The 21,124-nt window shown below is 52.1% G+C and carries 23 protein-coding genes; 14 read left to right on the top strand and 9 right to left on the bottom strand.

Translation table 11 applies throughout. The annotated features are described in order from the left end of the window. The first annotated feature begins 33 nt into the window (after nucleotides 1-33). On the top strand, nucleotides 34-522 hold the full coding sequence (locus tag OES20_08615) for a low molecular weight phosphotyrosine protein phosphatase (GenBank protein ID MDH3634753.1): 489 nt from the start codon (nucleotides 34-36) through the stop codon (nucleotides 520-522). Here the strand turns inward: OES20_08615 and hflD are convergent. The 6 genes from hflD to ppsA are packed head-to-tail and all read right to left on the bottom strand — an operon-like array spanning nucleotide 519 to nucleotide 6,582. Next, on the bottom strand, nucleotides 519-1,139 hold the full coding sequence (hflD, locus tag OES20_08620) for a high frequency lysogenization protein HflD (protein ID MDH3634754.1): 621 nt from the start codon (nucleotides 1,137-1,139) through the stop codon (nucleotides 519-521). The genes OES20_08615 and hflD overlap by 4 nt on opposite strands. Further along, nucleotides 1,136-2,233 (bottom strand): tRNA 2-thiouridine(34) synthase MnmA, encoded by a 1,098-nt coding sequence (mnmA, locus tag OES20_08625; GenBank protein MDH3634755.1) that lies wholly within the window; start codon nucleotides 2,231-2,233, stop codon nucleotides 1,136-1,138. The genes hflD and mnmA overlap by 4 nt, the downstream gene beginning before the upstream one ends. A gap of 8 nt (nucleotides 2,234-2,241) precedes the next feature. Continuing rightward, nucleotides 2,242-2,814 carry a hypothetical protein gene (locus OES20_08630; protein ID MDH3634756.1) on the bottom strand — a complete coding sequence of 191 codons (573 nt, stop codon included), beginning with the start codon at nucleotides 2,812-2,814 and terminating at the stop codon, nucleotides 2,242-2,244. A gap of 2 nt (nucleotides 2,815-2,816) precedes the next feature. Then, nucleotides 2,817-3,275, bottom strand: coding sequence for an NUDIX hydrolase (locus tag OES20_08635; GenBank protein ID MDH3634757.1), 459 nt, complete (start codon nucleotides 3,273-3,275; stop codon nucleotides 2,817-2,819). Further along, entirely contained in the window at nucleotides 3,268-4,206 is a 939-nt protein-coding gene (locus tag OES20_08640) for an MBL fold metallo-hydrolase (GenBank protein MDH3634758.1), read from the bottom strand. The genes OES20_08635 and OES20_08640 overlap by 8 nt, the downstream gene beginning before the upstream one ends. 3 nt (nucleotides 4,207-4,209) lie before the next feature. Further along, a complete protein-coding gene (gene ppsA / locus OES20_08645) occupies nucleotides 4,210-6,582 on the bottom strand; it encodes a phosphoenolpyruvate synthase (protein ID MDH3634759.1) in 2,373 nt (790 codons plus the stop codon). 101 nt (nucleotides 6,583-6,683) lie between these two features. On the opposite strand from ppsA, the gene OES20_08650 reads away from it, so the two are divergent. After that, nucleotides 6,684-7,511: a kinase/pyrophosphorylase gene (locus OES20_08650; GenBank protein ID MDH3634760.1), complete on the top strand. Its 828-nt coding sequence runs from the start codon at nucleotides 6,684-6,686 to the stop codon at nucleotides 7,509-7,511. On the opposite strand, the gene icd is transcribed toward OES20_08650, so the two are convergent. Both icd and OES20_08660 read right to left on the bottom strand, forming a co-directional pair. Next, nucleotides 7,508-8,767 carry an NADP-dependent isocitrate dehydrogenase gene (gene icd, locus OES20_08655; GenBank protein MDH3634761.1) on the bottom strand — a complete coding sequence of 420 codons (1,260 nt, stop codon included), beginning with the start codon at nucleotides 8,765-8,767 and terminating at the stop codon, nucleotides 7,508-7,510. The genes OES20_08650 and icd overlap by 4 nt on opposite strands. Before the next feature lie 172 nt (nucleotides 8,768-8,939). Continuing rightward, a complete protein-coding gene (locus OES20_08660; protein ID MDH3634762.1) occupies nucleotides 8,940-9,152 on the bottom strand; it encodes a cold shock domain-containing protein in 213 nt (70 codons plus the stop codon). A gap of 202 nt (nucleotides 9,153-9,354) precedes the next feature. On the opposite strand from OES20_08660, the gene clpS reads away from it, so the two are divergent. Together clpS and clpA are read left to right on the top strand one after the other, a co-directional pair. Further along, entirely contained in the window at nucleotides 9,355-9,678 is a 324-nt protein-coding gene (clpS, locus tag OES20_08665; GenBank protein MDH3634763.1) for an ATP-dependent Clp protease adapter ClpS, read from the top strand. Between the two features lie 111 nt (nucleotides 9,679-9,789). After that, the gene (gene clpA, locus OES20_08670) at nucleotides 9,790-12,069 is read left to right on the top strand and encodes an ATP-dependent Clp protease ATP-binding subunit ClpA (protein MDH3634764.1); all 2,280 of its coding nucleotides are present in this window, start codon (nucleotides 9,790-9,792) and stop codon (nucleotides 12,067-12,069) included. A gap of 5 nt (nucleotides 12,070-12,074) precedes the next feature. Here the strand turns inward: clpA and infA are convergent, their stop codons facing one another. After that, entirely contained in the window at nucleotides 12,075-12,293 is a 219-nt protein-coding gene (gene infA / locus OES20_08675) for a translation initiation factor IF-1 (GenBank protein MDH3634765.1), read from the bottom strand. 120 nt (nucleotides 12,294-12,413) lie between these two features. On the opposite strand from infA, the gene fabD reads away from it, so the two are divergent. The 10 genes from fabD to OES20_08725 all read left to right on the top strand — a co-directional run bounded on the left by fabD (nucleotide 12,414) and on the right by OES20_08725 (nucleotide 21,123). Continuing rightward, nucleotides 12,414-13,358: an ACP S-malonyltransferase gene (gene fabD / locus OES20_08680; GenBank protein ID MDH3634766.1), complete on the top strand. Its 945-nt coding sequence runs from the start codon at nucleotides 12,414-12,416 to the stop codon at nucleotides 13,356-13,358. After that, complete coding sequence (gene fabG, locus OES20_08685; GenBank protein ID MDH3634767.1) at nucleotides 13,358-14,098, top strand: 3-oxoacyl-ACP reductase FabG; 741 nt, start codon at nucleotides 13,358-13,360, stop codon at nucleotides 14,096-14,098. The genes fabD and fabG overlap by 1 nt, the downstream gene beginning before the upstream one ends. A 154-nt stretch (nucleotides 14,099-14,252) precedes the next feature. Beyond that, on the top strand, nucleotides 14,253-14,486 hold the full coding sequence (acpP, locus tag OES20_08690; protein ID MDH3634768.1) for an acyl carrier protein: 234 nt from the start codon (nucleotides 14,253-14,255) through the stop codon (nucleotides 14,484-14,486). 97 nt (nucleotides 14,487-14,583) lie between these two features. Next, nucleotides 14,584-15,822: a beta-ketoacyl-ACP synthase II gene (gene fabF, locus OES20_08695; protein ID MDH3634769.1), complete on the top strand. Its 1,239-nt coding sequence runs from the start codon at nucleotides 14,584-14,586 to the stop codon at nucleotides 15,820-15,822. A 299-nt stretch (nucleotides 15,823-16,121) separates the two neighbouring features. Continuing rightward, complete coding sequence (gene mltG, locus OES20_08700; protein ID MDH3634770.1) at nucleotides 16,122-17,144, top strand: endolytic transglycosylase MltG; 1,023 nt, start codon at nucleotides 16,122-16,124, stop codon at nucleotides 17,142-17,144. A gap of 15 nt (nucleotides 17,145-17,159) precedes the next feature. Further along, a complete protein-coding gene (tmk, locus tag OES20_08705) occupies nucleotides 17,160-17,828 on the top strand; it encodes a dTMP kinase (GenBank protein ID MDH3634771.1) in 669 nt (222 codons plus the stop codon). Beyond that, nucleotides 17,828-18,823 carry a hypothetical protein gene (locus OES20_08710; protein ID MDH3634772.1) on the top strand — a complete coding sequence of 332 codons (996 nt, stop codon included), beginning with the start codon at nucleotides 17,828-17,830 and terminating at the stop codon, nucleotides 18,821-18,823. Before tmk ends, OES20_08710 begins: the two co-directional genes overlap by 1 nt. Next, entirely contained in the window at nucleotides 18,823-19,170 is a 348-nt protein-coding gene (locus tag OES20_08715) for a PilZ domain-containing protein (GenBank protein ID MDH3634773.1), read from the top strand. The genes OES20_08710 and OES20_08715 overlap by 1 nt, the downstream gene beginning before the upstream one ends. A gap of 134 nt (nucleotides 19,171-19,304) precedes the next feature. Then, nucleotides 19,305-20,078 carry a TatD family hydrolase gene (locus OES20_08720; protein MDH3634774.1) on the top strand — a complete coding sequence of 258 codons (774 nt, stop codon included), beginning with the start codon at nucleotides 19,305-19,307 and terminating at the stop codon, nucleotides 20,076-20,078. Nucleotides 20,079-20,133: 55 nt separating this feature from the next. Continuing rightward, entirely contained in the window at nucleotides 20,134-21,123 is a 990-nt protein-coding gene (locus OES20_08725) for a MoxR family ATPase (GenBank protein MDH3634775.1), read from the top strand. Nucleotide 21,124 lies beyond the last annotated feature (1 nt).

Below are 21,124 nucleotides of genomic sequence, written 5' to 3' on the forward strand. Positions count from 1 at the left end.
TTTCATTGCATTTATTCACATTGGATCAAATAGATGTCGTTACGAAAACCGCTAAAAGTACTATTCGTTTGCATGGGCAATATCTGCCGTTCGCCAACCGCGCACGGCGTGTTCCAGTCCAGAGTCGATGCCGAGGGGCTGGGTAAATCGATCCTGGTGGATTCAGCTGGCACCCACAGTTATCACATCGGCAGTCCCCCGGACCTGCGGTCACAGGCAGTTGCGAAGGCGCGAGGCATAGACCTCGGTGGCCTCAGCGCTCGCCGATTCAGGGCAGAGGATTTTGTCGAGTTCGATTACCTGGTTGGCATGGACCATTCAAACCTGGCCGACATGCTCGCGGTCAAACCCGAAACCGCAACCGCACAGGTGGACCTGATGCTGGCCTATTCGGATAAGTTTGAGCAACAGGAAATCCCCGATCCTTATTTCGGCAACGATGGGTTTGACCTGGTATTCGACATGATCGACGATGCTGCCTTTGGACTGCTGCGCGAAATTCGGTCGCAGCATAAATTCTAGCTGCGTGCCAGGAAACGCCTGGCAGCTGCGAGATATTTTCTGCGCCACCAGAATAATCGCCACTTACTGCCCCCCAGCTGATGCCACAGTACTGCCGCGCGTATCCCGGCCAGCAACAAGGCTCTGATTTTTGCGGCGTTGTCGCTATTGCGCAGGTAATTTTGTTCACCCCTGACGATGATGCGCGGACTCAGCGGACTGATGCGTTCCTGGTACAGGCCGTCGATCTTGTTGATCATACTGCTACGGCTCATATCGAACTCGCTGGCATCGTTTTCAATTTTCCGTAATCCCTGCAGTAGCGCATTCGATAAATCGCGGTCGCGTAACACCTGGCTCGCAATTTTCAGAATCGATAACAGGTAGTACGCGATATTTCGGCCGGGCGATCGATTCTCTCCTCCGAGGTAGTCGCCAAGCGCTACAAAACCACGAGATAGATGGGAAATTTCGCCCAGGGCCTGCTCCGGGGTGTCAGCATCAATGGTAAACAGGCTGGATAAACAACACTCGAATGCATCCGTATCACAGTTCCCGTGCAGCGCCAGTTCGTCTACGAGGACCGCGGCCTGGAACATTCCAGCCAGCGCCAGTGTTTGATCCGCGAACCGCGTCACGAGTTGTAGGCCACCTCGATGGTGCCACCCCCGAGGCACTGCTCATCGTGATACAGTACCAGCGCCTGGCCTGGTGTCACGGCGCGCTGGGGTTGCGCAAACTCGATGATTGCCCTGTTTCCTTCACCCGGGATCAGGCGACACGGAGTGTCCTGTTGTCGATACCTGATCTTGGCACTGTAATCACCGGCAGGCACACTCGAGGCTTCCGAGATCCAGTGTAAATCGGTAACGCGACAATGCGAGTGATAAAGAGCAGGATTTTCCACTCCCTGCACCGCGACCAGCTGATTTTTATCCAACACTTTATCGACCACATACCATGGTTCCTCGCTGCCCGCCTGGATGCCACCAATACCAAGGCCCTGGCGTTGTCCAATGGTGTAGTACATCAGGCCGCTGTGCTCACCGATTGTGCGGCCATCCGCGGTTACTACTGCACCCGGTTGCGCCGGTATAAATCGCTGTAAAAAATCCCTGAACTTGCGCTCGCCAATGAAACAGATACCGGTACTATCTTTTTTTGCGTGCACGACAAACTGTTGCTGTTTCGCAATTGCGCGCACTTCTGTCTTGTCCAGTTCACCAACGGGAAATAGCGCATGTGCCAGCTGATGCTGATTGAGGGCGTAAAGAAAATAGGACTGATCCTTGTTGGGATCGAGACCACGCAGCAATTCGAAGCGGCCTTCATGCTGGCGCGTACGCACGTAATGCCCGGTTGCGATACGTCGTGCACCCAGGGTCCTGGCATGATCCAGGAAAGCCTTAAACTTGATTTCCCGGTTGCACATGATGTCTGGATTCGGGGTGCGACCAACCCGATACTCATCCAGAAAATGTTCAAACACATTATCCCAGTATTCGCCCGAGAAATTAACCGTATGTAACGGGATACCGAGCTGATCACAGACCTGCTGTGCATCCGCCAGATCAACAGTCGCCGAGCAATATTCCTCGGTGTCGTCTTCTTCCCAGTTTTTCATGAATAGACCTTCAACCTGGTAACCCTCACGGATTAGCAGGTGCGCTGCAACCGAGGAATCGACGCCACCGGACATGCCGACAATTATTTTTTCTGTTGTGCTGCCCATGCCAGAGTTCAGTTGGAGGCCAATTCCGGATTTAACGCGCTTGGAAAATCCCGTTTTCGTTTCCAGTCGTCGAGTGGTTGGATATAGGGTAACTCGCCGTTGTCGCGATACCACGAATCAACCGCGAACTTCGCGTGACTGTCAATTTCCGATATGGCCGCGGTCCAGTGGGCTATAAACCAGACGATACGGCGATACTTGCGGTCAACGCGATGCCACTTCAACAACTCGAGTTCCTCGAGCGCTAACAGATATTGCAGGGTATTGGTTGATTCATCGATACAGTCCATCTGCCCAAAAATATCGGATCCGGGCCAATTTCCAGCCCTGTCCAGGTGGGTGCCGGATAATTCACCGCTAATGCGTTCCATAATTGCGACGGCACGTCGGATCGCTTGTTTTTCCGAGTAGCTATCAACAATGCCTTGCGCAAAGATTGCTCTGATCTGCTTCCAGTGAGACTCGCTATAGTGTAATACCCGGGTCGTCTTGCAACCGAAATCGTAGCACTGCACAAAGTAGGGCGCGGCCACAGCAGGCGACGTAACGACCAGTAGCAGCAAAACTCGAATCACCAGCATGACTAGGCAAACACCCGACTAATAACATCCAGAGGATAACCCGGTCCATTCCGAAAATCATCGATGCACTGCATTACCATTGGGCTGCGGTGCTGTGCGCGGCAGGATAAAACCTCTTCGTAGCTCAACCATTCCGCGGCAATGATATCCCGGTCGAGTTCTCCTTCGACCCGATCGCCCACATCGCCTCGAAATAAAAAGCGGAGATAGGTTTTATCTGCTTGCGGATCCGGGCGATACCGGTAAATGCCCTGCAAGGAGCGTGGCTTGAACGGGTAACAGGTTTCTTCCATGGTTTCTCGGATCACGGCTTCGATCAGGGTTTCACCGGGATCAAGATGACCGGCAGGCTGATTATAGACGATCCGACCAGCGGCATTTTCCCTGACCAACAGGTACTTGCCATCGAGTTCACAAATCGCCGCGACGGTGGCGTGAGGCTTCCAGTCAGTTTCAACCAATTTGGGTATTTCTCCACCAATAAGCAAGGCCCTGGGCGTTGAGCCTGATATCGGTTTTGAGCACACGCGCCACCTCGCTGCCCGTGGCGTCACCCCCCAGTCCGTTCACGATCATGTCGCCAAGCTCAATTTCGAAGGTCTTGTCATCTTGCGGTTCTGTCGGATTGTCCCTTTTACAGAGATCAACATAAGCATCAATCCAGCGCTTAAAACTGTCAACCTGCGCCGCGGGGTTTTCGAATTCTCCGTAATGGGTCAGGTACAGTGTATCCGGTTGGTAACTCATAATACGCGCTACGGATTCGTGTAATGCCTGCGGGTCGAACTGGGTCGGTGGCGTGGTAGGGACCAACCCCCGCTCGAGTGGTTTCATTGCGTCATAGCTGATTCCGAAAGTATCTCCACTGAAAACCCCGCTGCTGACCTGATCATATATACAAAAGTGATGGCGCGCATGACCCGGGGTGTCAAAAAATACGAGTTCGCGCTCTCCGAGTTTATATCGTGCCTGGTCCTCGGCGACGATAATGCGGTTTTCAGCAATCGGTTCGATAGTGCCATACAGCTGCCTGAATCTTTCCTCACCGTAGACAGCGATCGTTCCTGATATCAGTTTTTGCGGGTCGATCATATGAAACGCACCCCGCGGATGAATGATCAGCCTGGCCGCGTCGAATTGCCGCATCATCTCACCGGCACCACCGGCGTGATCCAGGTGCACGTGGGTGGGGATTACATATTTAACCTGTGATTTTGCAATTCCCAGTTCCGCCAGGGTTGCCAGCACGTTGCTGACCGAGTGATAGGTTCCGGTTTCAATAATTGCAACCTCGTCACCCTCACGGAGCAGATAAATCGAGGCTACCCGGGGTTGAACATAGAGAGCATCGATACAACAAATACCATGCTTTAACGCAGCATACTCAGCCATCAATCAGCCAGATTTGCAGTGCTCTGCCATGAACAACCAGGTTTCGATAACGGAATCCGGGTTGAGCGAAATGCTGGTGATTCCCTGTTCCAGCAGCCATTCCGCAAGATCGGGATGATCCGATGGGCCTTGTCCACAGATGCCGACATACTTACCCTCGGACTTACAGGCCTCAATTGCCTGCTGCAATAGTTTCATGACCGCAGGATCGCGTTCGTCGAAACCGGAGGCCACCAGGCCCGAATCCCGGTCGAGACCCAGGGTCAGCTGCGTTAGGTCATTCGATCCGATCGAAAACCCATCGAAGTATTCCAGGAACTCCCTGGCAAGGATCACGTTGGATGGAATCTCGCACATCATGATGACCTTGAAGTCATCGACGCCGCGCTCCAATCCGTTAGTACGCAATAACTCATGCACCGACCTCGCTTCGTTGAGAGTGCGCACGAACGGAATCATGATTTCCAGGTTTTTCAGATTCATGTCGTTACGGACGCGTTTGATCGCGTCACACTCGAGCTCGAAGCTCGACCTGAAATCGTCGCTGACATAACGCGAGGCACCACGAAATCCCAGCATCGGGTTTTCTTCGTGCGGCTCGAAAATTTCACCGCCGAGCAGGTGGGCGTATTCATTCGATTTGAAATCCGACGTGCGCACAATGACGCGCTCGGGTGCGAATGCGGCCGCGAGCGTCGCGATGCCTTCACTTAACTTGTCGACGTAGTAATCTACAGGACTGTTATACCCACCAATTCGCTCCCGGATGGCCTGTTGCAGCTCTTTGTCCATGTGATCAAATTCGAGTAACGCGCGCGGATGAATACCGATACTGTTGCTGATAATAAACTCGAGACGAGCCAGACCGATTCCCGCGTGGGGCAATCTGGAAAAACTGAAAGCACGTTCAGGATTACCCACATTCATCGAAACTTTGACCGGGATATCCGGCATTTTCGATAACTCGTGCTGCTGATAGTCAAACTCGAGCAAGCCCGAGTAAGCGTAGCCAGTATCACCCTCCGCACAGGTGATGGTTACTTCGCTTTGATGCATAATATCCTCGGTACAGGTAGCAGTACCCACCAGCGCGGGTATGCCCAGCTCGCGCGCAATTATGGCCGCATGACAGGTGCGCCCGCCTCGATTAGTGACGATCGCGGCAGCCTTTTTCATGATCGGTTCCCAATCGGGATCCGTCATATCGGTGACCAGAACATCGCCAGCTTCAATCTGGTCCATCTGCGACAGGTCGTTTATTACTTTTGCCTTGCCCTGGCCAATGCGGTTGCCAACCGCGCGCCCGCTGACCAGTACCTCCGATGTCTGCTTGAGCTGGTAACGTTCAATAATCTGACTCGCCCGGGATTGAACGGTTTCCGGTCGCGCCTGGACGATATAAAGTTTGCCGTTCTCACCGTCCTTGGCCCATTCAATATCCATCGGCCGGCCATAGTGCGATTCTATAGTGACGGCCATTTTTGCAAGCGCGGTAATCTCGTCGTCATTAATCGAAAACCGGCAGCGCTCTGCCTTTTCTACATCAACTGTCTGAATGGCTTCTTGCGGCGACTCGTCGCTGGCATAGATCATCTTGATCAACTTACTACCGAGCGTTTTCTGCAGAATACTGCGCCTGGCACTATCCAGTGTTTTTTTATAAACGTAGAATTCATCCGGATTGACCGCGCCCTGCACCACGGTCTCACCCAGGCCGTAGCTGCTGGTGATAAATACCACGTCCTCGAAACCTGATTCCGTATCGATGCTGAACATAACTCCGCTGGCGGCCAGGTCACTGCGCACCATGCGCTGTATACCAGCCGACAGCGAGACCTCGGCATGTTCAAACCCCTGATGCACCCGGTAAGAAATTGCCCGATCATTAAAAAGGGAAGCAAACACCAGCTTGATCGCGTGCAGCACGTTGTCGATACCGCAGATATTCAAATAGGTTTCCTGCTGTCCGGCGAAAGAGGCATCGGGTAAATCTTCCGCGGTTGCCGAAGAACGTACCGCCACGGTTGCGTCTTTACCATTGATAGCCATGCCCTGGTAAGCCTGGGTAATCTCCTGCTGTAAATGAACGGGCAGGGAGGCATCGATGATCCAGCCTCTTATTTCCAGGCCGACCGCGGCAAGCTGCTTGACGTCATCGCTATCGAGCTGATCAAGCCTGGCATGTATTTTTTCACGAATATCGGCCTCGTCCAGGAAATCATTAAAGGCCCCTGCAGTAGTCGCGAAACCGCCCGGAACCTCGATTCCGAGGTTGCCCAGGTTGCTTATCATTTCCCCCAGCGAAGCGTTTTTCCCTCCGACTCGAGGGACATCATTCATGCCCAACTCATCCAGTGGCACAATATTTTCAGACATATGGATACTCTATTAGTAAGACGATCGAGTTACTTGTTGAGGCCCAAGTATACTAGTATATCGAGTTGAAACCGAAGCCAATTGAGAGATCTTGCGGTAATATGCAATCGTCGACACGCCAGGTATTTTTTCTTTCCAATGGTACTGCCATAACGGCTGAAACGCTGGGTCTGAGCCTGCTCGCTCAATTTCCCGACCACAAGTTTCAGACTCGCACCATTCCGTTTATCGATACCCTCGAAAAAGCGCATGCCGTGGCGGAGGAGGTCAACTGTAGTATTAACGAGGCAAACCAGTTGCCGATCGTGATCTGTACGATGGGGGACGACGACCTGATGAAGATCATCAACCAGACCAAGGCCCTGGTGATCGACCCCTTCGGCGACATCTTGCCGCGGTTTGAAAAAGTACTTGCAGCACAGCATCACCAACCCGATCAATCGCATCGGACGGTGAATCCATCACTCTACGAATCTCGTATCGACGCCATTGATTACGCCATGCAGCACGACGACGGTGGCAGGACCCATAACTACGACGAGGCTGATATTATCCTGGTGGGTGTGTCTCGCTCGGGCAAGACACCAAGCTGCCTTTACCTGGCGTTACAGTTTGGAATCAAGGCGGCCAACTATCCGATCACCGAAGAAGACATGCAATACGAAAAGCTTCCCGAACCCCTGCGTGCTTTCAAGGGACGCCTCTATGGTCTCACCACCGATCTGAATCGACTCGTTAATGTACGGCAGGAACGTCGACCCGACAGTCGTTACTCATCTCTGGAACAGTGTCGATACGAATTGCGTGCGGTCGAGGATATGTATCGACGTCACGAAATTCCTTATATCAACACCTCGGCGATGTCGGTGGAAGAAATATCCGCCCGTATCATCAGGGATAACGAGCTGCATCGGACTGATCTGAACTAGTCCATGTGGCTGATGACTGCGTCACCAAACTCCGACGAGCTTAACTCGGTCGCATCAGGTTCGTTACGCGCCAGGTCATAGGTTACCTGCTTGGCCCCGATCGCTCCCTCCATGCCGGCGATCACCCGGTCGGCCGCTTCTGCCCAACCCATGTAGCGCAACATCATTTCTGCGGAAAGGATGATAGACCCGGGATTGACCTTGTTCATACCAGTATACTTCGGCGCGGTACCATGGGTCGCCTCGAAAACACCCACGGTGTCGGCAATGTTGGCGCCCGGAGCGATACCAATCCCACCCACCTGCGCTGCCAGCGCGTCTGAAATGTAATCGCCATTCAGATTCAGGGTTGCGATCACGTCATACTCGGTCGGACGTGTCAGGATCTGTTGTAGAAAATTGTCTGCAATAACATCTTTGACGGTAATCGTGTTTCCGGTTTTGGGATTGGTGAATTCGCACCAGGGCCCGGCCCCGATCTCCGTGGCATCGTATAGTTCGGCTGCGAGTTCATAACCCCAGTTTCTGAACGCTCCCTCGGTGAATTTCATGATATTGCCCTTGTGCACCAGGGCGACCGAACTCTTGTCGTTATCGATTGCATACTGCAGTGCCTTGCGCACCAGGCGTCGGGTGCCCTCGGACGACACCGGTTTTACGCCAATTCCCGACGTTTCCGGGAAACGAATACTGGTGACGTTCATTTCCTCAGTCAGAAAATTAATGACCTTTTTAGCCTCCGCGCTGCCTGATTCCCACTCTATGCCGGCGTAAATATCCTCGGTATTTTCACGGAAGATGGTCATGTTGGTATCCTCGGGGCGCTTCAATGGCGTCTCGATACCGCTAAAATAACGCACCGGTCTGACGCAGGCATATAGATCGAGGCGCTGACGAATGGAAACGTTCAAGGACCGAATACCGCCGCCAATCGGGGTCGTCAGGGGGCCTTTGATCGAGACGATATACTCCTCCATTGCGGCCAGGGATTCGTCGGGTAACCATTCGTCTTCACCATAAATCGAGGTTGCTTTTTCGCCCGCGTAAATCTCCATCCACGCGATCTTTCTGTTGCCCTGGTAAGCCTTCTCGACGGCAGCATCCACGACCTTGACCATGACTGGGGAAATATCGATGCCAATACCATCGCCCTCGATGTAAGGAATAATCGGGTCATCCGGAACATTCAGGCTGAAATCTTCGTTTGCTGTGATTGCCTGGCCATCGACGGGTATCTTGATGTGCTGATAATTCATTTTATCCCCTGGATCTTTTATTTTTCTGAAACGCAGGATTATACATCAGAATAAATCAGCGGTAACAAATACAGCCGGTTCCAAACAGCGACCGGCTGTATCCTGAGACTTGAAATTAAAACGGGTAATTACTGACTTTTATGGCAGCAGTCAGTGCAATAAGTTCTTTCTGTCAGCTGCTGATCGATCGTATATTCTGAGCTTGCAGCCCCTTGGGGCCCTCGTCGATATCGAATTCGATTTTCTGTCCCGAAGTCAGTTTCTTGTATCCATCCATCTCGATGGCGGAGAAGTGAGCAAAAATGTCCTGATCCTCGTCCTCGTCCGTATTTACAAATCCATAACCCTTCACATTGCTAAACCACTTGACCGTCCCGGTGGGCATGACTTTTCCTCATTTCTCGTTGCTGTCGTTAAACCGAGAAACAGGCAATTTTTACGGAAAAAATATGATGCCGGATGCGCATCTAACCGCTACTTTTAGCCATATTTCTCGCCATTCGGCACAAAATAATAATAGCCAAGCCTTGAATTTTTTCAAGCCCGACATTACCTTATAGTTTTTGCTAATGGATTAGAGTGTAATCATGTCGAATCATTCGCACGATCATGACGATGACGACACATTGCTGCTCGAACGAACGCGCCCCAAGCTTAAAAAGCCGCCGCTCTACAAGGTTATTTTGCTGAACGACGACTACACGCCGATGGAGTTCGTGGTACACGTGCTGGAAGCAATTTTCGGGCACAATCGCGAAAATGCCACCCGTATCATGCTGAATGTGCATAAAACCGGTAAAGGCGTATGCGGTATTTATACCCGCGACATCGCGGAAACCAAGGTCACCGCGGTAAACAGCTATGCCCGCGAAAACAAGCATCCGCTGTTGTGCGATATGGAAGAAAGTTAGCCCGCCGAATCGAAATTGAAAAACAGGTTACCGGGTTGAACATTTCGAGTACATTAAGAGTCAAATCGACTATATTACAATTTACAGACAGCGATAAACCAAGCCAGACCCATGTTAAACAAAGAACTAGAACAATCTCTGAACAAGGCATTTCATGACGCTAATGAAAAGCGCCATGAATTTATTACTGTCGAACATTTATTGTTGATGCTCACCGAGAACGATGCGGCTACTGCCGTGATCGAAGCCTGCGGTGGCGATGTCCAGTTGCTCAGAACCGAACTCGAAATTTTCGTCGACCAGAATACACCCCTGCTAATGTCGGACGAGGACCGTGATACCCAGCCAACGCTCGGGTTTCAGCGGGTGCTGCAGCGTGCCCTGTTCCACGTGCAATCCTCGGGTAACGGGGAAGTCTCGGGCGCTAATGTACTGGTTGCAATCTTTTCAGAGCAGGACTCGCATGCGGTTTACCTGCTCAACAAACACAACATAGAACGCCTCGATATTACCAACTACCTGTCGCACGGTATTACCCGGGTCAGCGATGACGCCGAGGAAGAGTCTTTTACCCACGATGCCGAAGCACTACCCGGCGAGCAGGAAGGTGAAAACCCGCTGGAGAAATTTGCCTCCAATCTGAATGAGCTTGCTTACTCTGGCAAGATCGATCCATTGATTGGCCGCGATCTTGAAATTGAGCGCATCATCCAAACGCTTTGCAGACGACGCAAGAACAATCCGTTGCTGGTAGGTGAGGCCGGCGTTGGTAAAACCGCAATCGCGGAAGGCCTGGCACGCAAAATTGTTGAAGAAGAAGTACCGGAAGTATTGCTCGAAAGCACGGTATATTCACTCGACCTCGGGGCACTGGTTGCCGGCACCAAGTACCGCGGTGATTTCGAGAAACGACTGAAAGCCGTCATCGGCCAGCTCAGCCGCGAAGCCGGTTCTATTCTGTTTATCGACGAAATTCATACCATTATCGGTGCCGGCTCGGCATCGGGTGGCGTTATGGATGCCTCCAACCTGATCAAGCCGGTGCTGGCAAACGGTGATATCAAGTGTATCGGCTCTACGACCTACACAGAATTTCGCGGCATATTCGAGAAAGATCGCGCGCTGGCGCGTCGCTTCCAGAAAATCGACGTGACGGAGCCGACCATTGAAGAAACCTACCTTATTCTCAAGGGTTTGAAGTCGCGTTTCGAAGAACACCACAACGTCAAGTACACGCTACAGGCGCTGCGCAAGGCAACCGAGCTTGCATCACGCTACATCAATGACCGCCATCTTCCCGATAAGGCAATCGACGTTATTGACGAGGCAGGTGCACAGCGTCGCCTGCAGCCAGCCAAGCAGCGCAAGAAAACAATCGGCATTCATGATATTGAAAATATTGTGGCCAAAATTGCACGTATCCCGGCGAACACGGTCAGCACGACCGATCTTGACATGCTAAAAAATCTCGGCAAGAACCTGTCGCGGGTTGTATTCGGCCAGGACGAGGCCATCAATGCCCTGGATGCCGCAATCAAAATGTCACGTTCCGGGCTGGGTCGTGAATCCAAGCCCGTCGGTTCGTTCCTGTTTTCAGGTCCGACCGGTGTCGGTAAAACCGAGGTCTGTCGCCAGATAGCCAAGATTATGGGCATCGAACTGATACGTTTCGACATGTCGGAGTACATGGAACGCCATACTGTATCGCGCCTGATCGGTGCGCCTCCCGGTTATGTCGGTTATGATCAGGGCGGGCTCCTGACCGAAGAACTCAACAAGCATCCCTACTCTGTGGTTTTGCTGGATGAAATTGAAAAGGCACACCCCGATGTTTTTAACCTGCTGCTGCAGGTAATGGATAACGGCACGCTAACCGATAGCAATGGTCGCAAAGCAGACTTCCGCAATACCATACTGGTCATGACGACCAACGCCGGTGCAGAGCAGATGAGCCGAGCCTCGATGGGATTCACCCTGCAGGATCACACGCTCGATGCGGGTGAGGCCATCAAGAAGGTTTTCACCCCCGAGTTCAGGAACCGACTCGACGCGACCATCCAGTTCAAGGCCCTCGACACCAATGTTATTTTGAACGTGGTCGACAAGTTCCTGATCGAACTCGAATCACAGCTCGAAGCGAAAAAGGTCAGCATGACGGTCAGCGATGCTGCTCGTCGCTGGCTTGCCGAGAAAGGCTATGACCCTAAAATGGGCGCGCGACCAATGGCCCGTGTTATTCAGGATGAGATCAAGCAGGTACTCGCGAATGAATTGCTGTTCGGCGACTTGACCAGCGGTGGCAGGATAAAAATCGATATTAAGGATGGCAGTTTGCACTGCCAGGTGATAAAAACGCAGAAACCGAAACCGAAGAAGGCTTCAGTCAGTTAACGCGGCTACCTGTCACGAAAAGTAATCCGGCCCTTGGTAAGATCATAGGGCGTCAACTCTACCGTCACCGTATCGCCCGTTAAAATTCGAATGTAATGCTTACGCATCTTTCCAGAGATGTGGGCCGTTACCACATGTCCGTTTTCCAGCTCGACACGAAACATGGTATTCGGCAACGTATCCTTCACCACGCCTCGCATCTCTATATGATCGCCTTTTGGCATATTCGCACTCAGTGTTTAAAGCGCGCCATTATCCATTATTTAACGGGTATATCAATAGAGCGGTTAACGCGTTGTAAAACCCTGTGATACCATCCGGTTTTTTACACTCACTCCAGTTCGATGCCAAGTTTCGCTTACGTTTTTCCGGGCCAGGGTTCGCAATCAATCGGAATGATGACCGCCTGGGAGCAACATCAGTCGGCCGTGTCCGAGGTATTCGCTGAAGCCTCGGAGGTACTGGATTACGATCTCTGGTCCGTCGTAGTCGATGGACCGGAAGAGCGTCTTAACCAGACCGAGGTTACCCAGCCAGTGATGCTCTGTGCTGGTGTCGCCAGTTGGCGAATTGCCAGCAGCCAGTCGGATATGCCTGCTGCCACGATGATGGCCGGGCACAGCCTCGGGGAGTATACGGCACTGGTCTGTGCCGGTAGCCTGGCCTTGCAAGATACTGTGAGACTGGTTGCCCGGCGCGGCCAATTAATGCAGTCGGCGGTGCGGCCCGGGGCGGGCGCGATGGCAGCAATTATTGGGCTTGGCGATGCGGAAGTTATCGCAGCCTGTGAATCGGTTACATCTGGCATCGTCGAAGCGGTAAATTTTAACGCACCCGGACAGGTTGTTATTGCCGGGGAAACGGCAGCAGTTGATGCTGCCATGACACAAGCCGGGGAAATGGGCGCCAGGCGCGCCCTGGCTTTACCGGTCAGCGCACCGTCACATTGTTCTTTAATGCGAACCGCGGCCGATGAACTTGCGCTTGAGCTTGAAACGATCGAGATCAAAATGCCGGATATACCGGTGATACATAACCAGAATGCAGCGGTGGCAACTTCAACCGAAGAAATAATCGAACGCCTGACATTACAGCTATATCAACCCGTTAGGTGGGTTGCCAGCGTTCAGGCCATGCAGCAGCAAGGTATTAGCGGATTAATCGAATGTGGCCCGGGAAAGGTATTGAGCGGGCTTACGCGTCGCATAGAAAAGTCATTGCAGTCCCATGCCATATTCGATGCTGCCTCGCTCGCTAACACGCAACAGTTACTTGGAGAAACCTCATAATGCTCACCGATAAAATTGCTCTGGTAACCGGCGCCAGTCGGGGAATCGGGGCCGCAATCGCGCTGGCGCTCGGTGCCGAAAATGCAACGGTAATCGGGACCGCAACCAGCAAGGCAGGCGCCGATAATATTTCCACGACCTTCGCAGCTAACAAAATCAAGGGCACCGGTATGGTGCTTGACGTTGGTGACCCGGATTCAGTTACAGGCTGCCTGAAGCAGATAAACGACGAGTATGGCGCCCCCGACATCCTGGTCAACAATGCCGGTATTACCCGCGACAACCTGTTAATGATGATGAAGGACGAGCAATGGAATGACATCATCAATACCAATCTCAGTTCGGTGTTCCGCATGAGCAAAGCGGTGCTGCGCCCAATGATGAAAAAACGCAACGGCCGCATTATCAATATCTCTTCCGTGGTTGGTTCTACTGGTAACGCGGGCCAGTCAAATTATGCTGCCGCCAAGGCCGGGGTGGTCGGCTTCAGCAAATCCCTGGCGCGTGAAATCGGATCTCGCAACATTACCGTTAATACCGTTGCACCCGGATTCATCGATACGGACATGACGCGGGAACTGGAGCCAGAGCAACGCGAAAAGCTTGCCAGCCAGATTCCACTGGGGCGTTTCGGGGCAGTCGAGGATGTCGCGGCAGTGGTGCTATTCCTGGCCTCTCCGGCCGCCGCCTATATCACCGGAGACACGATTCACGTCAATGGCGGAATGTATATGCCGTAACTCATGAGATTGAAACACGATCATATGTCATTGATTCATATACGCTTTTAGATAAAAAAAATAATTTAGACATTTGTGGTAAGTAATCCGGCTTTTCAATACAATATCGCAGCTAATAAGCAGTCGATTTATTAACTCAGGAGAACCTCTCAAAATGAGCTCTGTAGAAGAACGTGTAAAAAAAATTGTTGCAGAACAATTAGGCGTCAAGGAGGAGGAAGTAACAAACCAGGCGTCCTTCGTCGATGATCTGGGCGCAGACTCTCTCGATACAGTAGAGCTGGTTATGGCACTGGAAGAAGAATTTGAAACCGAAATTCCGGATGAAGAAGCCGAGAAAATCACCAGCGTCCAACTTGCGATCGATTACGTCAACGCCAACCTATAGAAAGCTTCTCGAGTCGAAGGATGCCGCTTATCATCTAGCATGTTAAGCGGCATTTTCATTTATTGATATAGAAGCGTTAACAAAAGGGGATTTAAACTTGTCAAAACGTCGTGTCGTAGTAACCGGGCTCGGATTGTTGACTCCGGTAGGCAACACTGTCGAAGAGTCCTGGAAAAATATTGTTGCCGGAAAAAGCGGTATCGCACCGATCACCGCTTTTGATGCAAGTGATTTCACAACACGAATTTCGGGTTCGGTAAAAAACTTCGATGCCACCGAGTATCTTTCGGTCAAGGACATCAAGAAAATGGATATCTTCATTCATTTCGGTATTGCCGCAGGAGTTCAGGCACTTAATGATTCCGGGCTGGAAGTCACAGACGAAAATGCCGAGCGTATCGGTGTTGCTATCGGTTCCGGTATCGGCGGTTTACCAACCATTGAAAAAAACAGGGATGCCTATGTCGCCGGTGGCCCACGCAAAATTTCCCCATTCTTTGTGCCCAGTTCAATTATCAACATGGTTTCTGGCAACTTGTCGATCATGTATGGCTTGAAAGGCCCCAATATCTCGATCGTCAGTGCCTGTACCACCGGTGCACATAATATTGGCGATGCTGCGCGAATAATCTCTTACGGCGATGCCGACATCATGGTTGCCGGGGGTTCTGAAATGGCAACTTCGGCGCTGGGGGTTGGCGGTTTTGCCGCAGCCAGGGCCTTGTCCACTCGCAACGACGATCCGGAAGCAGCCAGCAGACCATGGGATCGCGATCGTGATGGATTTGTGCTCGGCGACGGTGCCGGAGTCGTGGTACTCGAAGAGTACGAAATGGCTAAAAAACGCGGTGCCGAGATATATTGCGAACTGGTTGGTTATGGCATGAGCGGAGACGCTTACCATATGACATCGCCGTCAGAAGGCGGGGAGGGTGCTGCCCGGTGCATGATTAATGCAATGCAGGATGCTGGCCTGAATTCCGAGGATATCGACTACATTAATGCCCACGGCACTTCGACGCCTGCCGGAGACGTGGCCGAGGCCAAGGCCGTTAAACTGGCCCTGGGTAATCACGCTTACAAAATGGTAGTTAGTTCTACCAAGTCCATGACCGGTCATTTGCTGGGAGCTGCCGGTGGAATTGAAGCCATATTTTCGATCCTGGCCTTACGCGACCAGGTGGTCCCGCCAACCATTAATCTTGACAACCAGGATCCGGAATGTGATCTGGACTTCGTCGCCAACACGGCCCGGGATATGAAACTTTCCGTGTCGATGTCGAATTCATTTGGCTTTGGCGGCACCAATGGTACCTGTATATTCAAGTTGATATAGGCTTTTCGACACCTTGTGACAACTTGCCGAGAACCCGCAGTAGTTGCTGACCTGAGCGATGTCACGACAAAAAACAGGAACGCCCTGGTAACCGGTGGCGTCAAATTCCTGCGAGAATTAAAATTCCCGCTATCCTTCGTTTAGAATGCGCCTCCGGAGAGTGGAAGAAACGGATGACATCGATTGCAGTCAGATGCCGTGGATTTCTCGATAAATGACCTGTTTTTCATATCTACAATTACGTCATCGCCCACACGGGGCGATAGCGCCTGACTGAATCAAACGCCTGATCCGTGAATATGGCCAAGTTTATCAAGAGGGCATTTGGATGGAGTCTGCTGGCCGTTTTGCTGGCGATTGCGATTCTGGTGTTTCAATTGTTGCGATTTCAATACGGCAACATCATCCTGCCCCAGCAACAGACTGTCTTTCTGATCAAGTCCGGTAGCAATATCAAGTCGATTGCGCAGGAACTCAGCCTGCAGAAGATTATTAATGATCCCTGGCTTTTTATCCTGTTGGCAAAGCTGAAAGGGGTCGAAACCCGGGTGCGGGCAGGAGAGTACCAAATCGAATCGGGCCAGACTGCTGACGAGCTGCTTGAATTGTTTACCCGAGGTAACTCGATCCAGTACAGTTTCACGGTCATCGAGGGTTGGTCGTTCCGTCAGTTAATGGCAGCAATCGCCGAAGACCCAATCATCGAGCATACCCTGATGGGCAAGACAGACCCGGAAATAATGAATTTACTGGGTTACCCGGACCAGCATCCTGAAGGCCTGTTTTTTCCGGATACCTATCGTTTTCCCAAGGGGACCCGAGACATAGATTTTCTGAAGCGTTCCTACGAAGTGATGCAGAATCACCTGATGCGGGAATGGGAGCAGCGCGCTCCCGATTTACCATTGAAGTCGAGTTATGAAGCATTGATTCTGGCCTCGATAATCGAAAAGGAAACCGGGGCAGCTTTCGAACGCCCATTGATCAGCGCCGTGTTTACCGAACGCCTGAATAGAAAAATGCGCTTGCAAACGGATCCAACAATAATCTACGGCCTCGGTGAGAAATTTGACGGCAACATTCGTTTTCGGGATTTAAAAAAGGACACGCCTTATAATACCTACCTGCACTCAGGGCTGACGCCGACACCCATCGCACTGCCCGGACTCGAAGCAATTCGGTCGGCACTGCACCCGGCTGAGTCGGACGCATTGTATTTTGTGTCCAAGGGTGACGGCACGCACCATTTTTCAGCGACCCTGGATGAGCACAATGCGGCGGTGCAGAAATATCAGCTGCAGGGACAAGATAGAAGTAATTAGGTGCAAACACAGAACGTGAATACGAAATCCAGTCAGAATCGCATGATAGTCATCGACGGTGTCGACGGCTCAGGCAAGGGCGTGCAGACCCGGAGGTTACTAGAGGCGTTTGTAGAGGCCGGGGAACCGGCAATCCTGACACGCGAACCGGGAGGCTCACCAGCAGCCGAGGATATTCGTGAACTGCTGGTCAAGGGCGAGCCTGAAAAATGGGACAGCATGACCGAGCTGTTATTGATGTACGCTGCACGACGGTCACACCTGCGCGATACCGTATGGCCCTCGCTCGAAGCAGGGAGATGGGTGATCAGCGATCGCTTTGCGGATTCGAGCCGCGCCTTTCAGGGTATTGCCGGCAACCTCGGGCTCGATACGGTCGAGAATATACACCAAGTCGTAGTTGGAGATTTCAAACCGGCGCTGGTCCTGATCCTTGATATCCCCGAATCGTTGGCGCTTGCAAGGGCCAGGGAACGGGGCGACAAAGAGGATCGCTTCGAGAAAAAAGGCGCCGAGTACCATGCCAGGGTTCGCGATGCATTTCTTGAAATTGCGGCGAGCGATACGCAGCAATACGTGACCGTCAACGCCGACCAGAACATCGATCGGGTCAACCAGGATATTATCGAAATCATTAACACGCGCTTTTCACTGAATCTGAAAGCCACGGGTAGTGACCGCTAGTGGAACAGGTCGATACGCAATATCTGCCCTGGCAGGCTGATATTCTGAAGCGAGCGCTCGAGCTCAAACATCAGCAACATCTGCCGCACGCGGTACTGATAGATACCACCAGTGAACAGGATATCAGCAGTTTCGCGCGTTACTTGTCAACGTTACTGCTGTGCGACAAACCCGACGACCTGCGCACCTGTGGTAGCTGCCAGGCTTGCCGAATGATGCAAGCTGGTACCTACGCGGATTTCAACCTGGTGACGCTGGAACAAAACGAAAAAACTAAAAAAACTAATAAAAACATAAATATAGAGCAAATACGTAATCTAATACATGAGGTTTCTTTAACCCGAAATTATGAACGTCTGAAGATTGCGGCAATCTATCCGGCCGAAAGCATGAACAAATCGAGTGCAAATGCGCTGTTGAAAACCCTGGAAGAGCCAGCACCGCAGGTGCTGTTAATACTGCTGACCCACAACCGTGGGCGTATCCCGGTTACCTTGCGCAGTCGCTGCCAATACTGGTCGCTGAATCCACCGACCCGCGTCGAGGCGCTCGAATGGCTCGATAAACAGGGTATCGAGGCCGAAACAGCTTTGAGTTATCTGCAATTTGCCGATGGCGACCCGGTGCTTGCACTGCACCTGAAGCAGCAGGATTACGCATCGCTGGTTGCACAATTTAAAGCCCGATTCGCCCAGTTCCTGCGAGGTGAGCTCAGCGTGACTGACCTGTGCCGTGGATTATTGGCTTCTGAAGCATCGATAATACGCAGGCTTATCAACATGACGCTGATGGCTTACTGCTACCGGGCAAGCGGGGTAAGTGCTGACGCCAGCCCGGTACCCGGTGCCGACAGGCGCAGTGCCCAGGCGTTAACGGATTTACAGCTGAAAGCGCAACGACAACTGCAAATCGAAGAAAATAACCTTGATCTCCAACTTCAGCTCGAAGACGTGCTAATATCATTAAAACAAATACTTACACGGAGATTGATCTAATGGGAGCTCCCGGCAGTCAAGGCATACTTTCATTAAACATCAAGGACAAGAGCGCGTTATATGCCGCTTACATGCCCTACGTTAAGAACGGCGGATTATTCATTCCGACCAATAAGCAGTATTCCCTCGGCGACGAGGTTTTCATGCTGTTGAGCCTGATGGATGACAAGGAGCGCCTGCCGGTGGCGGGTAAGATAATATGGGTTACCCCGCAGGGTGCACAGAGCAATAAAGCCGCCGGAATCGGCGTTCAGTTCAGTACCCAGGATAATGGCACCACACGTAATAAAATCGAGGGCTTTCTGGCCGGAGCATTGCAGGCGGATCGGCCTACCCACACGATGTAGTTCATCTGTTCTTACAGGGATGCTGAAAACCTGATCACGACCGGGGCGTCCCGGTGACTCTTTTTAAATCACGCTTGATATTTTACCGCCGCGATGCGAGTGTTTCGTATTGTCTAAAACCCCGGTAAGTAAACGTGTTTTTTGATTCACACTGCCACCTTGATCGCATCGACCTGGCTGACTTCGATAGCGATTTTGATCGACTGCTAATCACCATCCAACAGGAGGCAGTTACCCGCATGCTTTGCATCGGGGTAGACCTTGAATCTTTTGATACGATGTACCAGCGTATTAGTGCTTACGAGCACATATTCTGTACCGCCGGCGTTCACCCCGACTTCGAAGATGTGCAGGAACCCGGTGTCGACCAGCTTTGCGAACTCGCGCAACGCGACAAGGTTGTCGCTATCGGTGAAACCGGGCTGGACTACTTTCACCAGTCGGGTGCGCCTGACTGGCAAAGGAATCGTTTCATAACCCACATCGAGGCCGCCCGCGAATGCGGTTTGCCGCTGGTAGTCCACACCCGGGATGCACGCGAGGATACGCTCGGTTTATTACGCAAGCACCGGGCCCAGGATGTCGGTGGCGTATTGCACTGCTTTACCGAGGATTGGCCGATGGCCCGGGCTGCCATTGAGCTCGGATTTTATATCTCCATATCCGGCATCGTCACCTTTCAGCAGGCGCAAAACGTACGCGATATGGCAAGGCAGATTCCGCTTGAGCGCTTGCTGATTGAAACCGATGCGCCGTGGTTGTCTCCCGCACCGTTTCGCGGCAAAACCAACCATCCCGGCAGGGTCAGGCTGGTCGCGGAAAAACTGGCCGAAATTCGCGGTGAATCGGTCGAAGAGCTTGCCCGGGAAACCTTCAGAAATGCCAATAATCTGTTCGGCTTAAACTAGCACTTAAAACTGGGGCCGGTTATTCTTCGGTATCGCTTTACTCAAGAACCGGATAATGCCTGATTCAGAAGTCAATGTTCTGCGAGATCATATCCTGGTGCTGCGGGAATATATGAACTCGCTGATTCTCGGTCAGCAGCGGTTGGTCTCGAGAATGCTGGTGACTTTACTGGCCGATGGGCACATATTGGTCGAGGGTCCACCCGGGCTCGCCAAAACCAGGGCGGTAAAGACCCTGGCCAGTGGCCTCGAGGGCGATTTTCAGCGAATTCAGTTTACCCCCGACCTGTTGCCCTCGGACCTCACCGGAACCGATGTCTACCGACCGCATGACAGCAGTTTTGTGTTCCAGCCAGGTCCCCTGTTCCATCACGTTATCGTCGCCGATGAAATCAACCGTGCTCCTGCAAAAGTTCAATCGGCACTGCTGGAGTCGATGGAAGAACGCCAGATTACCGTCGGCAAGATGACCTATCCCCTGGACGGATTGTATTTTGTCATGGCAACCCAGAATCCGATCGAACAGGAAGGAACTTACCCGTTACCAGAATCACAACTAGACCGTTTTCTACTCAAGGTAATCATCGACTATCCCGAGGTTGATTCCGAGATCCGGATCATGCAGCAGGTACGACACGAAGCGCAACAGGGCGAACAAGATATCGTCCTGCCGCAAGGCCTGCCGATATCACAGCAAACGATATTCGATGCACGTCAGCAAATCCTTGATCTGTATATGTCCGATCCGGTGGAGCAGTATATCGCCCAGTTGGTCGATGCTACCCGAAATCCGGAATCCTATTCGAGCACCCTTGATAGCTGGATTCAATATGGCGCAAGCCCGCGGGCAAGCCTGGCATTTGATCGCTGCTGCCGCGCATTGGCCTGGCTTGAGGCGCGTGATTATGTCTCCCCGGAAGATGTGCAACAGTTGGCACACGAGGTGCTACGCCACCGTATCCTGCTGACCTACCAGGCCGAAGCCGACGGTGTGTCCGTCAATGACGTCATCAACGAACTGGTGGCAAAAGTACCCGTAAGCTGAG

This window comes from Gammaproteobacteria bacterium, from assembly GCA_029862005.1.
Classification (GTDB): domain Bacteria; phylum Pseudomonadota; class Gammaproteobacteria.